The organism is Pseudomonas putida, assembly GCA_029953615.1.
Lineage (GTDB): Bacteria > Pseudomonadota > Gammaproteobacteria > Pseudomonadales > Pseudomonadaceae > Aquipseudomonas.
Genome location: CP124529.1, coordinates 903,221 through 917,329 on the forward strand (window position 1 = coordinate 903,221; position 14,109 = coordinate 917,329).

Genomic DNA, 14,109 nt, shown 5'->3' on the forward strand with positions numbered 1-14,109 from the left:
GGTGTACTTCCTCTTAAACCAGTACGCCGGACTGGCGCAAGGCAGTACGGACTTTTTCGTGGCAGCCTTCGCTCAACCAGGTCAGCGGCAGGCGAATGCCCTTTTGCATCAGGCCCATTTCGACGAGCGCCCATTTCACCGGGATCGGGTTGGCTTCGCAGAACAGGTCTTTGTGCAGTGGCATGAGTTTTTCGTTGATTGCGCGGGCCTTCTCGGCATTGCCCTCAAGGGCGGCCTCGCACAGGTCGGCCATTTCGCGCGGGGCGACGTTGGCGGTGACGGAGATGTTGCCCTTGCCACCCATCAGGATCAGTTCGACGGCAGTCGGGTCGTCGCCGGACAGGACGATGAAGTCGCTGTCGACGCCATCGAGGATGGCCTTGGCGCGCACCAGGTCGCCGGTGGCTTCCTTGATACCGATGATGTTCTTGACCTTCGACAGGCGGATCACGGTCTCGGCCTGCATGTCGCAGGAAGTGCGACCAGGTACGTTGTAGAGGATCTGCGGGATGTCGACGGCTTCGGCAATGTGCTTGAAGTGCTGGTACAGGCCTTCTTGCGTCGGCTTGTTGTAGTACGGCACCACCAGCAGGCAGGCATCGGCGCCGGCATTCTTGGCATTCTGGGTCAGGTGCACGGCTTCGGCAGTGGAGTTGGCACCGGTGCCGGCGATGACCGGGATCGGCTTGTTGCTGCGCTTGACGCGCTCGACCACGTGCTTGATGACCAGGATGTGTTCTTCGACATCCAGCGTGGCCGACTCACCGGTAGTGCCGACAGCGACGATCGCGTGGGTGCCGTTTTCCAGGTGGAAGTCTACAAGTTTGTCGAGGCTGCCCCAGTCCACACGCCCTTGTGCATCCATGGGTGTGACCAATGCCACCATACTGCCCGCAATCATGTAACTGCTCCTGCCGGAAAAAGAGAGCGGTAATGGTACTGGGGGCATCGGCCTTGCACAAGCGAAGCAGGCGGGCGGAGCATTCCCCTCGGCGCCTTATTTCGCTACCCTTGATGCTTTGATCGGTGCAGCGCGGCCCGCCGGGCCGTCGACCTTGCTCCCCGCCAGCGTCCACGACCTCGCATGCGAGCCCCGGGCCCTGCCGACAGGAGGCTTTCGCCCGTCCTGTGCCGACCGCTCATCGCTTTAGGAATGCTGCATGTCCACCCCCACCGTCCGCGAACAATTCCTTGTCATCAGTGCCCTGGGCCCCAACCCCATGGAGCTGGCCAACGTCCTCAGCCGCGCTGCGTTCGAGAACCGCTGCGCGGTGGTCACCTCGCGCCTGAGCCGCCACGGCGAGACCAGCGCCCTGGTACTGCAGGTGGGCGGCAGCTGGGACGCCCTGGCGCGCCTCGAAGCCATGCTGCCGGGCCTGGGCAAGAAGCACGGCCTGACCCTGGACGTGGTGCGCAGCGCCGACCAGGAAGTGCGCCCGCAGGCCCTGCCCTACGTTGCCTACGTCAGCGCCGCCTACCGCCCGGACATCATCAACGAACTGTGCCAGTTCTTCCTCGACCACCGCGTCGAGCTGGAAGCCATGACCTGCGATACCTACCTTGCGCCGCAGACCGGCAGCAGCATGCTCAACGCACAGTTCACCGTGATTCTGCCGGCCGGTACCCAGATCAGCTGGCTGCGTGACCAGTTCCTGGACTTTGCCGATGCCTTGAACCTCGATGCGCTGATCGAGCCATGGCGTCCACAGAACCCAATGTAAGGAAACCGACCATGGCTGTAGCACTCGACCAACCTGTTGCCGACTTCCAGGCCCAGGCCACCAGCGGGCAAACCGTCAGCCTGGCCGGGCTCAAGGGCCGGCAAGTGGTGGTGTACTTCTACCCGAAGGACAGCACCCCGGGCTGCACCACCGAGGGTCAGGGCTTCCGTGACCAGCATGATGCCTTTGCCGCGGCCAACACCTTGGTATTCGGCGTGTCGCGCGATGGCATCAAGTCGCATGAGAACTTCAAGGCCAAGCAAGGCTTCCCGTTCGAGCTGATCAGCGACAAGGACGAAGCCCTGTGCCAGCTGTTCGACGTGATCAAGCTGAAGAAGCTGTATGGCAAGGAATACATGGGCGTTGACCGCAGCACCTTCCTGATCGACAAGGACGGTGTGCTGCGCCAGGAATGGCGCGGGGTGAAGGTGCCCGGGCATGTGGATGCCGTATTGGCTGCTGCCCAGGCCCTGCACAAGGCTTGAGATTGCTGTGGGCTGCTTTGCAGCCCTTCGCGGGCACGCCCGCTCCCACAGAAATCGAGCCGGAACCTGTGGGTAGCGGGCGTGCCCGCGAAGGGCCGCAAAGCGGCCCCAATTGCATTCAAAGCATCGGTGACACACTAGGCTCCTGCCGCGGCCAGGCATCCAGCACCGCCTTGATCAGCGTCGCCAGCGGGATCGCGAAGAATATCCCCCAGAACCCCCACAACCCGCCAAACAACAGCACCGCGCAGATGATCGCCACCGGGTGCAGGCTGACCGCCTCGGAAAACAGCAGCGGCACCAGCACGTTGCCATCCAGCGCCTGGATGATCGCGTACACCGTCATCAGGTAGATGAACTGGTCACCCCACCCCCACTGGAACAACGCGATCAACGTCACTGGCACGGTCACCACCACCGCGCCCACGTAAGGCACCACCACCGACAGCCCTACCAGCAGCGCCAGCAGCGCGGCGTAGTTGAGCCCCAGGCTGATGAAGGCGATGTAGGTGGCAATGCCGCAGATCAGGATCTCGATGCCTTTGCCGCGGATGTAGTTGGCGATCTGCCGGTTCATCTCGCTGCCCACCCGGTTAAGCAGGGTGCGCTGGCGCGGCAGATAACCGCTGACCCAGCGGCCGATCAGTTCGCGGTCCTTGAGAAAGAAGAACACCAGGATCGGCACCAGCACCAGGTAGATCATGGCGTTGACCAGCAGCGGCAGGCTCGATAGCGAGAAGGTCAGTGCCCACTGGCCGAACTTGCCGATTTCCCCGCGCACCGACTCGATGGCATGCAGTACCTGCTCGTCCGATACCAGGTGCGGGTAGCGCTCTGGCAACAGCAACAGCAGCGACTGCCACTTGCCGAGCATGCCCGGCAATTCGTTGAATAGGGTGATCAACTGGTGCCACAGCAGCGGCACCAGCACCAGCATGACCACTGCCAGCGCGCCCATGAACAGGGCGAACACCAGCATCACCGCCAACCGGGTCGGTACCCGCAGGCGCTCCAGGGCATTGACCAGCCCCTGCATCAGAAACGCCAGCACCATGCCCGCCAGCACCGGCGCAAGCATGCCGCCCAGGGTGAGTACCGCAGTAAAAGCCAGGAACAACAGGACCGCCAGCACCACTGCTTCTTCATCGGAGAAGTAGCGTTGCATCCAGTCGCGAAGCACTTTGAACATTGACGATCCTTGGAAAGACTCAGGCCTTGCGCAGCCAGTAAGTGTAGGTGCCGGCCTCGGCCGTTTCACGCAGCAGGGTATGACCTGCCAACTGGGCGAAAGTGCGGAAGTCGCGCTGGGAGCCGGCGTCGGTGGCGATGACCTTCAGCACCGCGCCGCTGGCCAGGCGGTTGAGCTCCATCTTGGCCTTCAGCAGCGGCAAAGGGCAATTCAGCCCGCTGGCGTCCAGTTCGGCGTCACAGGTCAGGGTGTCACTCATTACGGGGCTCTCCAAAAGGCATTGCCAGGCTGTATCTGGATTTGGCCGGCTAGGATAGCGCCACTGGTCGCCAACGTGTGAGCCCGCTACAGTAGGTATCTTTGACCGACGCGAGCTTCATGCATGAATCTACTGCGCCCTACCCTGCTGACGCTGGCCTGCCTGTTGGCCCTCCCCGGCCACGCTGACGACCTGCCATCACTGGGTGATGCCAGTTCCGCGATCGTCTCGCCGCAACAGGAGCACCAGCTCGGCCGAGCCTGGCTGAGCCTGCTGCGTGGTCAGGTCAACCAGCTCAACGACCCGCAGCTCAAGGACTACGTCGAAACCAGCGTGTACCGCCTGGCCGAAACCAGCCAGTTGCAGGACCGCCGCCTGGAATTCATCCTCATCGACAGCCGCGAGCTCAACGCCTTTGCCGCCCCGGGCGGTATCGTCGGGGTCAACGGCGGGCTGTTCCTCAACGCCCAGACCGAAGGCGAGTACGCCTCGGTACTGGCCCACGAACTGGCGCACTTGTCGCAGCGCCACTTCGCCCGCGGTGTCGAGGCCCAGCAGCGCATGCAGTTGCCGATGATGGCGGCGCTGCTGGCCGGTATCGTGCTGGCCGCTGGTGGCGGCGGTGATGCCGGTATCGGCATGATCGCCGGTACCCAGGCGGCGGCGATCCAGGAACAGCGGCGCTTCTCACGGCAGAACGAACAGGAAGCCGACCGCATCGGCATCCAGAACCTGGAAAAGGCCGGCTACGACCCGCGCAACATGCCAACCATGTTCGAGCGCCTGGCCCGGCAGTACCGCTACGATGCCAAACCGCCGGAATTCCTGCTGACCCACCCGGTAACAGAGTCGCGTATCGCCGACACCCGCAACCGTGCCGAGCAGGCGCCCAAGGGCGGCGTCGAGGACAGCATGCGCTACCAGCTTATTCGTGCTCGCGTGGCGCTGACCTACGAAGGCACCCCGGGGCTGGCGGCCAAGCGCTTCCGCGCACAGCTGGACGAAGACCCCAAGCTGGACGCAGCACGCTACGGCCTGGCCCTGGCGCAGATCAAGGGCGGCCAGCTGAACGAGGCGCGTGAACTGCTCAAGCCGCTGCTGGCCAAGGCGCCCAACGACATTACCTACAACCTGGCGCAGATCGACCTGGACATCACCAACAACCGCCTGGCCGACGCGCAGCAGCGCGCCGAACGCATGCAGGGCCTGTACCCAGGCAACTACCCGCTGAAGCAAGTGCGTGCCGATCTGCTGGTGAAGCAGAACAAGCCCGCCGAGGCAGAGAAGGTATTGAACGATCTGGTGAAGAGCCGGCCGGATGACCCGGACGTGTGGTACGACATGGCTGAAGTGCGTGGCCTTTCGGGCAATACCATTGGTTTGCACCGGGCGCGGGCCGAGTATTTCACCCTGGTGGGCGATTTCGACCAGGCGATTCAGCAGCTGGATTACGCCAAGCGCCGTGCGGGTGGCAACTTCCCGCTGGCAGCACAGATTGACCAGCGTCAGCGCGAGATCATGGAACAGCAGCGCATGGTTCAGGAAATGATGGGGCGGTGAGGGCCATTCGCGGGCACGCCCGCTCCCACAGGTACTGCACCGCCCTTACAAGCGGTGCAGTACCTGTGGGAGCGGGCGTGCCCGCGAAGAAAGCGACGCGGTCTGGCGTCAGGCGTTACCGGACAACTTCAGGCGTGCGGCCTGGGTAAAGTCCAGCATGCGGTTCAGCGGCTTGATCGCCTTCGGCACCAGTGCCGGGTCGACGAAGATCTCGTTGGTACCCTTGCGCAGGCAATCCAGCACCCGCTCCAGGGTGTTCATCGCCATCCACGGGCAGTGCGCGCAGCTGCGGCATGCCGCGCCGTTACCGGCGGTAGGCGCTTCGACGAACTCCTTGTCCGGGCACAGCTGCTGCATCTTGTAGAAGATGCCGCGGTCGGTGGCGACGATGAAGGTCTTGTTCGGCAGCGTCTGGGCAGCCTTGATCAGCTGGCTGGTGGAGCCCACCGCGTCGGCCAGTTCGATCACCGCTTCCGGCGACTCTGGGTGCACCAGAATCGCTGCATCCGGGTACAGCGCCTTCATGTCGGCCAACTGGCGCGACTTGAACTCTTCGTGAACGATGCAGGCACCGTCCCACAGCAGCATGTCGGCACCGGTTTGCTTCTGGATGTAACGGCCCAGGTGCTGGTCCGGGCCCCAGATGATGGTTTCGCCGTTGTCCATCAGGCTTTCGACGATTTCCAGGGCGCAGCTCGACGTCACCACCCAGTCGGCGCGAGCCTTCACGGCAGCGGAAGTGTTGGCGTAGACCACCACGGTACGCTCGGGGTGCTGGTCACAGAAGGCCGAGAACTCTTCGACCGGGCAGCCCAGGTCGAGCGAGCAGGTGGCCTCCAGGGTCGGCATCAGCACCCGCTTTTCCGGGGTGAGGATTTTCGCTGTCTCGCCCATGAAGCGCACGCCGGCAACGATCACGGTTTCAGCCGGGTGGTTCTTGCCGAAGCGGGCCATTTCCAGCGAGTCGGAGACGCAGCCGCCGGTTTCTTCGGCCAGCGCCTGGATGACCGGGTCGCAGTAATAGTGGGCGACCAGCACGGCGTTCTGGGCCTTGAGCTCGGCAGCGATGGCCGCACGGTATTCGGCCTCCTGCTCGGCTGTCAGCGGGTTGGGCTGCTTGGCGTCGAGGTGGGCCTGAACCAACAGGCGTTCGGAAATCTGGGTCATGATCGCTGGACCTGCAGGCGCGTGCGCGCGTCAAATCGAGTGTATCACCCGGCCCTGACAGATCGGCTAAGGGTGCCGGACGGCACACAGGCCGCCACGGCCCTCTGCGGGCGCGGATTATTATCGGAGGCCGAAGGCTACAGACAATCCAGCGAATTCTAAAGCGGTTTTTGTGTTGCCTGGTGCTGGCCCTTTCGCGGGTAAACCCGCTTCCACAGGAATTGTGCAGACCCTGTGGGAGCGGGCGCGCCCGCGAAGAGGCCGGTACAGGAGAAGCGATCAGCCCTGCGGCGAAAGGGCCGCCAGCTGCGCCGACATGAGCATGGCGAACTCTTCCACGGTCATTTTCTTGCCGTTGAAGTCGACCATGCCATCGGCATAGTGCAGGCTGGTCACCACATCATCGCCCTGCACCGTGGCCATGCCACTCTGCAGCGCCATCATGCCGACCATTTCCCCGGCCTGGCTCGATTGCATGGCAATGGCCTGGGCGTCGGTCTGGCCATCCAGCAGCGCCTGCAAGGTTGCCAGGTCACCGATCATCGGCTTGGACAACGACAGCTTGCCCTTCACCTCGGTGATCAGTTGCTTGCTCAACTGTTCAGGCGGCAGATCGAAGCTGGCGGGGGCGGCGAAACCCATCGACAGGTCAAAGCGGCTTTCGCCATTGGCGGTCTTGAACGACAGGTTTTCAACCGCCACCCGGGGCTTGGCAGCCAGCAGTTTCTGCAGCTCGCCGTGGAACCTGGCCTTCTCCACATCGTTCATCTGGATTTCCGGCACCGGCTGGCCGGCGGCAGCTGCGGCTTCGAACTCCGGCAGGTGGGCCTGGTACCAGGCCGACAGCGCCTGTAACGCCGGGGCGTTGACCGAGGTGATGCTCACTGCCATCTGCGCCTTGCCTACCGCACGACCATCCCAGGTGATATCCCCGACCTTGTACGCCACGCGACCACCCACGGTGTCCGGGCCGTCGAGTGTTTGCAGGGCGTTCTGCTCCAGGCCCTTGACCACCAGCACCTGCTGCCTGGGCCCCAGAGTGACCTTGGTTTCGGCCAGCGCCAGGTCGACGTTGCCCACATAGATGGCCTCGTGCGCGGTGGCCGCCAGTTGGCCACCGACCTTCAGGCCGTTGAGCTCGAAGGTGGCAGGCGGCTGGTCATCACGTACCAGCTTCATCACAAAGCGGTCGGCCTGGCCCTGGAATTTCGAGGCCTTGCCTTCCTGATCACCGCTGACCTGCAGTTGCATGCCCGAGAAGTCGATGCTATTGCCATCCGCTTCGTCGAGCTTGACCGGCGCCAGCCGGACCTGGCTGACCACATTGCCGTCGTAGCCCAGGCTGGTCTGTGCGCTGACCGGGGCCTGCTCGCCTGCGGCGGCGAACCACGGTGCGGTGGCGTCGTCCTTCTGCAGCGTGCTGTTGCTGACCGCCAGCACCGGCATCAGCTTCAACGCCTTTACCCGCGACCAGGGGAACGGGCCGTGCTCGATCTGGTCGGTCACACCCACATCGAAATTCACCACTTCACCGTCGCCCAGGTTGATATCGCGGGCCTTGAGCCGGTATTGGGCAATACTGCTGAAGAAATGCTGCTCCAGCGACACTCGCTCGATGCTCATGCTGCCACCGGTGCTCACCAACGCCTTCTTCAGTTCGGCGTTGCTGCGGACAAGCGCGTTGTCCAGCTCCGCAGGCAGCTGCTTGCCGGTGTACCAGGCGCCAGCGGTGGTTGCGACGGCGATGGCGATAGCCAGGCCGGAAAGGATGCCGACTGATTTCTTCATGAATAGAACCGATTGCTGTCCATAAGGGCTTCGTAGGGGGCCAGGGGCCGCACAAGACGCCAAGAGTACCACCGCAGCCACGCCTGGCGCTGGCAAGGCGAGAGAAAACCCGTTTTTGGGAACCCTCTTACACGCCCCTTCCAAGGGAGACCAGCATTCGTTAATTTTTGCGAACACCAAAATTGATCATAACCGCAAAAAAACGCGCAAAAACCGAACAAAACCCCACTTTAATCGATAAATATTTCAATCCAGTAACATCTTGTCATGTTTAACTTGACACCAAGCTACCCATCGTTTTTTATTTTCACCACTTTGCGCGCTCCCCCGCGTCCCCGCTGCTCCAACAATAAAGGTGAACAACATGGAGCCCACCCGCTCGCCCTTGCCGCATGCGCAGTACACCGTGCCCGCCGTTTACGCCCAGCCGCAGGAGCCATGCCAGCATGCAGCATGACCACAGCGCCTCCGGCAACGGCCAACTGCGCAAAACCCTGCGCCTCTGGCACGTGATCATCATTGGCCTGGCTTACCTGACCCCGATGACCGTGTTCGACACCTTCGGTATCGTTTCCGGGATTACCGCCGGCCACGTACCCAGCGCCTACATCCTGGCATTGGCCGGGATCCTGTTCACCGCCGTGAGCTATGGCACCCTGGTACGACGCTTCCCGCAGTCGGGTTCGGCCTACACCTATACCCAGCGCGCAATCAACCCGCACGTCGGTTTCCTGGTCGGCTGGTCGTCGTTGCTGGACTACCTGCTGCTGCCAATGGTCAACGCATTGCTGGCCAAGCTGTACCTTTCGGCCATGTTCCCGGAAGTACCGGAGTGGATGTGGGTGGCCGGCTTCGTCACCCTGATCAGCCTGATCAACATGCGCAGCGTGAACCTGGTAGCGCACTTCAACCTGCTGTTCGTGGGCGTCCAGGTGGCGATCATCGCGGTGTTCATCTACCTGTGCCTGCGCGGCCTGGACCAGGGTGAGGGGCTGGGCACCGCCTGGAGCCTGTTGCCGTTCGCCGACAGCCAGACCCAGTTCAGCGCGCTGGCCGCCGGTGCAACCATCCTGTGCTTCTCGTTCCTCGGCTTCGACGCGGTCACCTGCCCTGTCCGAGGAAACCCACAACCCGAGCAAGACCATTCCACGGGCGATCTTCCTCACCGCACTGATCGGTGGCGTGGTGTTCATCACCGTGTCGTACTTCATCCAGGCCTACTTCCCGACCATGGCGCGTTTCCATGACCACGAAGCGGCACTGCCGGAAATCGCCCTGTACGTCGGCGGCAAACTGTTCCAGTCGATCTTCATCGCCTGCACCGTGATCAACACCATCGCCTCGGGCCTGGCTTCGCAGACCAGCGTGTCGCGCCTGCTGTACGTGATGGGCCGCGACAACGTGTTGCCGGCCAGCCTGTTCGCCCGCCTGCACTCGCGCTACAAAACGCCAGTGCTGAATATCGCGGTGGTGGGGCTGATTTCGCTGTCGGCGATATTCTTCGACCTGGTCACCGCCACTTCGATCATCAACTTCGGTGCGCTGGTTGCGTTCAGCTTCGTCAATCTGTCGGTGATCAACCACTGCTACCTGCGTGAAGGCAAGCGGCAAGGGCTGGCCAACCAGCTAAAGTACCTGGTACTGCCGACCATCGGCTTCTGCATCATCGTCTCGCTGTGGCTGGACCTGAACGCCCACTCGCTGTTGTTCGGTGGCGTCTGGGCAGTGCTCGGCGTGCTCTACCTGGCCTGGCTGACCAAGGCTTTCAGGAACGCGCCACCCAACTACGTCGCTGAATGACCCATGCTGCCGACAACGCCCGCGCCTGATCGCGGGCGTTGTATTTGATCGAAAAGGAAAGCCCTCATGCCGCTGCGCCGCCTCTCCATCCAGTGGAAAATCACCCTGCTCGCCGGCCTTTGCCTGCTGGCCATCGTCGCCCTGCTGGTAAGTACCTCGCTGGCCCAGGCGCGGCGCAGCGCGGTACTGGTCAACCAGGCCAACACCGAAATGCTCGACAGCAGCGCACGCCTGCGCCTGCAGGCCCATGCCGAAACCCAGGCCCTGCGCATCCAGCGCTATTTCATGGACGCCTACCAGTACGGCAATGGCTTTGCCCGCCTGGTGCAAGTGCTCAAGACCCGTGGCGGCAACGACCTGCGCGCCGAACTGACGCGCCAGGCCCGCGCCAGCCTGGCTGGCAACCCGGATGTGATCGGCCTGTACCTGGTGTTCCAGCCCAACGCCCTGGGCCCGGACAGCCAGTACCTCGGCCAGGACGCCATGGGCAGTAACGAGGCCGGGCGTTTCTCGCTGTACTGGTCACAACCCAGTCCCGGCACCCTGGAGCTCGAAGCCATGCCGGAATCGATGCTCGGCGACGCCAGCATCGGCAGCAACGGCACGGCGAAGAACCGTTGGCTGACCTGCCCGCAGGACACCGCAAGAACCTGCATGCTCGAGCCATACCTCGACGAGGTGAATGGGCGCCAGGTGCTCATGACCAGCATTGCCCTGCCCCTGCTGGAGCACGGCAAGGTGGTCGGCGTGGTCGGCCTGGACATCGGCCTGGCCAACCTGCAGCAGTTGAGTCTGGACGGCCGCCGGGAGCTGTTCGACGGCCAGGGTCAGGTCAGCATCGCCAGCGCCGCCGACCTGCTGGCCGGCAACAGCCGCGACGACAGCAAGCTCGGCGAGCCGATGGACAAGACGGTAGCCGACGGCCTGCTGCGTGTTGCCCACCCGTTCACACCAATCCCTGACGCAGCCCCCTGGCAGGTATTGCTGGAACTGCCGGAAAGCGTGCTGCAGGCGCCTGCCGTGGCGCTCAACCAGCGCCTGGACACGCACAACCACAGCGCCAACCTCACCAGCCTGCTGGTTGGCCTGGGCGCTGCGGTAGTCGGCTTGTTGCTGGTGTGGCTGACCGCGCGCGGCGTAACCCGGCCAATCCTGGCCGTGGCCGCGCGCCTGGAAGACATCGCCAGCGGCGAAGGCGACCTCACCCGCCGCCTGGACTACGCCCGCCAGGACGAACTGGGCCAGCTCACCGGCTGGTTCAACCGCTTCCTCGACAAGCTGCAGCCGGTCATAGCCCAGGTCAAAGGCTCACTGCGGGAGGCCCGTAGTACTGCCGACCAGTCGGCAGCCATCGCCAGCCAGACCAGCAACGGCATGCAGCAACAGCACCGTGAAATCGAACAGGTGGCCACCGCTGCCAACGAGATGAGCGCCACCGCCCTGGATGTCGCCCATAACGCTTCGCAAGCGGCCCAGGCCGCACGCGCAGCCGACCAGGCCAGCCGCGAGGGCCTGCAACTGATCGACAGCACCCGGCAGGGCATCGATCGCCTGGCCGCCGGCATGAACACCGCCATGGACGAGGCACGCGCGCTGGAAGGCCGCAGCGGGCAGATCGGTTCGGTGCTGGAAGTGATCCGCACCATTGCCGAGCAAACCAACCTGCTGGCGCTCAACGCCGCCATCGAAGCCGCACGCGCTGGCGAAGCCGGGCGTGGTTTTGCCGTGGTTGCCGATGAGGTGCGTGGCCTGGCCCAGCGCACGCAGACATCGGTGGAAGAAATTCGCCAGGTCATCGAGGGCTTGCAGCAAGGCACCCAGGATGTGGTGGGTGCCATGCACGAAGGCCAGCGCCAGGCCCAGGACAGCGCCGCGCGGATGGAACAGGCGCTGCCGGCACTGCAGCGCATTGGCGAGGCGGTGGCGGTGATCAGCGACATGAACCTGCAGATTGCCTCGGCGGCTGAGGAGCAGAGTGCGGTGGCTGAAGAAGTGAACCGCAACGTGGCCGGCATTCGCGATGTAACCGAATCGCTGGCTGGCCAGGCCGATGAATCGGCGCGGATCAGCCAGGCCTTGAACCGGCTGGCGAACCAGCAACAGGCGCTGATGGAGCAGTTCCGCGTCTAGTCTGTCAGGGCCAGTGCGCCTGCTTCGCGGGCTTGCCCGCTCCCACAGGATATGTACAGCCCTTTGGGGTGGAGCCATACCGTGTGGGAGCGGGCGAGCCCGCGAAGAGGCCCCATCAGGCAATACCGCATCATCGATTTTACCGAGCACAATTTATGCAAAACCCAACCAGAACCACCTTCTTCGACATCACCAGCGAACAGGGCCTGCTACGCACCTCGATCGCCGTCACCCTGTTCATAGCCACTATCGGCATCGCCTTCGGCCTGGCCTCCGGCTCGTTCTCCATCGTGTTCGATGGCGTCTACTCGCTGGTCGACGCCAGCATGAGCGGGCTGTCGCTGGTGGTGGTCAGGCTGATCACCGCGCACACCACCAGCGTGCAGATGTCGCGCAAGTTGCGTGAGCGCTTCACCATGGGCTTCTGGCACCTGGAACCCATGGTGTTGGCGCTCAACGGCATCCTGCTCAGCGGCGTGGCCATCTATGCACTGATCAACGCCGTCAGCAGCCTGCTGCAAGGCGGGCGCCACCTGGAGTTCGGCATCGCCATGGTCTACGCGGTGCTGACCGTGATCGCCTGTGTGACCATCGCCATTGTCGAGGCCCGCGCCAACCGCAAGCTGGGTTCGGATTTCGTGCGAATGGACGTCAAGGGCTGGGTGATGTCGGCCAGCATCACCGCCGCCCTGCTGATCGCCTTCTGCTTTGGCTATGCGGTGCAAGGCACGTCGCTGGAGTGGGTGTCGCCGTACATCGACCCGGCGGTGCTGGCGCTGGTCTGCCTGGTGATCGTGCCGTTGCCGATGTCGGTGGTGCGCCAGGCCCTTGCGGAAATATTCCTGGTGACCCCTGGCGACCTCAAGCTGCATGTAGACGAAGTCGCCAAAGCCTTCGTCGCACGCCATGGGCTGCAGTCGTACCGCGCCTATGTGGCCAAGGTCGGGCGCTCGCGGGAGATCGAGCTGTATTTCATCGTCCCCAAGGCCATGGCCGCGAAAACCATCGATGAATGGGATGCGTGGCGCAACGAGATTGGTGATGCGGTGGGGGGTGAAGGGCCGGACCGTTGGCTGACGGTGGTGTTTACCGGGGATCCGGAGTGGGCTGAATAAGCTGGGGGCGCTTTGCGCCCCCAAAGCGCCGAAAACGAAAAAGCCCGCAACCATTTCTGGTTGCGGGCTTTGACGTACTGCATATGGTGGGTCGTGTAGGATTCGAACCTACGACCAATTGGTTAAAAGCCAACTGCTCTACCAACTGAGCTAACGACCCGTTGGATGGCGCGTATAATACTGATTTCTAACGGGAAATCAATACCCCATCAAACTTTTTTCAAAAGTATCGCGTCGGGTCTTCGACACCAGCTGCCTTGAAGCCGTCGGCACGCAGGCGGCAGCTGTCGCATTTGCCGCAAGCGCGGCCGTCATCATCGGCCTGGTAGCAGGAAACGGTCAGGCTGTAATCCACGCCGCGAGCCATGCCGGCCTGCACGATCTGCGCCTTGCTCATGTTCTGCAACGGCGCCTGGATACGGAAGCCCTGCCCTTCGACGCCGGCCTTGGTCGCCAGGTTGGCCATGCGCTCGAAGGCTTCGACGAACTCGGGGCGGCAATCTGGGTAGCCGGAGTAATCCACGGCATTGACGCCAATAAAGATGTCGCGAGCATCCAGCACCTCTGCCCAGCCCAGGGCCAGGGACAGGAACACGGTGTTGCGCGCCGGCACGTAGGTGACGGGGATGCCTTCACCCGGGGTTTCCGGCACGTCGATGCTGCTGTCGGTCAATGCCGAACCGCCGATGCCGTCCAGGCTCAGGCCGATCACCTTGTGCTCGACCACGCCCAGGTCGCGGGCAACGCGGGCGGCGGCGTTCAGTTCGGCACGGTGGCGCTGGCCGTAGTCGAAACTCATCGTGTAGCAGCTATAACCTTCGGCCTTGGCCATGGCAACCACGGTGGCCGAGTCCAGGCCGCCGGACAACAGGATTACTGCGCGTTTTTCGGTCAT

Annotated in this window: 11 protein-coding genes, 1 tRNA gene and 1 pseudogene; 6 read left to right on the top strand and 7 right to left on the bottom strand. The window is 63.3% G+C overall.

Annotated features, from left to right (window positions below):
- Positions 1-13: 13 nt before the first annotated feature.
- Positions 14-901: a 4-hydroxy-tetrahydrodipicolinate synthase gene (dapA, locus tag QIY50_04140; GenBank protein WGV21451.1), complete on the bottom strand. Its 888-nt coding sequence runs from the start codon at positions 899-901 to the stop codon at positions 14-16.
- Positions 902-1,160: 259 nt separating this feature from the next.
- On the opposite strand from dapA, the gene QIY50_04145 reads away from it, so the two are divergent.
- Complete coding sequence (locus tag QIY50_04145; protein ID WGV21452.1) at positions 1,161-1,721, top strand: glycine cleavage system protein R; 561 nt, start codon at positions 1,161-1,163, stop codon at positions 1,719-1,721.
- An 11-nt stretch (positions 1,722-1,732) separates the two neighbouring features.
- Positions 1,733-2,206, top strand: a complete 474-nt coding sequence (locus tag QIY50_04150) for a peroxiredoxin (protein ID WGV21453.1) — start codon at positions 1,733-1,735, stop codon at positions 2,204-2,206.
- A gap of 118 nt (positions 2,207-2,324) precedes the next feature.
- Here QIY50_04150 and QIY50_04155 read toward each other — a convergent pair whose 3' ends face one another.
- Positions 2,325-3,395 (bottom strand): AI-2E family transporter, encoded by a 1,071-nt coding sequence (locus tag QIY50_04155; protein WGV21454.1) that lies wholly within the window; start codon positions 3,393-3,395, stop codon positions 2,325-2,327.
- A 19-nt stretch (positions 3,396-3,414) separates the two neighbouring features.
- Complete coding sequence (locus QIY50_04160) at positions 3,415-3,654, bottom strand: sulfurtransferase TusA family protein (protein WGV21455.1); 240 nt, start codon at positions 3,652-3,654, stop codon at positions 3,415-3,417.
- A 123-nt stretch (positions 3,655-3,777) separates the two neighbouring features.
- Here QIY50_04160 and QIY50_04165 point away from each other — a divergent pair, with 123 nt between their 5' ends.
- Entirely contained in the window at positions 3,778-5,214 is a 1,437-nt protein-coding gene (locus QIY50_04165) for a M48 family metalloprotease (GenBank protein WGV21456.1), read from the top strand.
- Between the two features lie 108 nt (positions 5,215-5,322).
- Here the strand turns inward: QIY50_04165 and nadA are convergent, their stop codons facing one another.
- A complete protein-coding gene (gene nadA, locus QIY50_04170; protein WGV21457.1) occupies positions 5,323-6,381 on the bottom strand; it encodes a quinolinate synthase NadA in 1,059 nt (352 codons plus the stop codon).
- Between the two features lie 279 nt (positions 6,382-6,660).
- Complete coding sequence (locus tag QIY50_04175; protein WGV21458.1) at positions 6,661-8,169, bottom strand: YdgA family protein; 1,509 nt, start codon at positions 8,167-8,169, stop codon at positions 6,661-6,663.
- 446 nt (positions 8,170-8,615) lie between these two features.
- On the opposite strand from QIY50_04175, the pseudogene QIY50_04180 reads away from it, so the two are divergent.
- From QIY50_04180 to QIY50_04190, 3 genes and pseudogenes are all read left to right on the top strand, one after another.
- Positions 8,616-9,969, top strand: a pseudogene (locus QIY50_04180) (APC family permease).
- 66 nt (positions 9,970-10,035) lie between these two features.
- The gene (locus QIY50_04185) at positions 10,036-12,099 is read left to right on the top strand and encodes a methyl-accepting chemotaxis protein (GenBank protein WGV21459.1); all 2,064 of its coding nucleotides are present in this window, start codon (positions 10,036-10,038) and stop codon (positions 12,097-12,099) included.
- A 155-nt stretch (positions 12,100-12,254) separates the two neighbouring features.
- Positions 12,255-13,214: a cation transporter gene (locus QIY50_04190; protein ID WGV21460.1), complete on the top strand. Its 960-nt coding sequence runs from the start codon at positions 12,255-12,257 to the stop codon at positions 13,212-13,214.
- 84 nt (positions 13,215-13,298) lie between these two features.
- Here the strand turns inward: QIY50_04190 and QIY50_04195 are convergent.
- Together QIY50_04195 and queC are read right to left on the bottom strand one after the other, a co-directional pair.
- A tRNA-Lys gene (locus tag QIY50_04195) sits at positions 13,299-13,374 on the bottom strand.
- 60 nt (positions 13,375-13,434) lie between these two features.
- Positions 13,435-14,109 (bottom strand): 7-cyano-7-deazaguanine synthase QueC, encoded by a 675-nt coding sequence (gene queC, locus QIY50_04200; protein ID WGV21461.1) that lies wholly within the window; start codon positions 14,107-14,109, stop codon positions 13,435-13,437.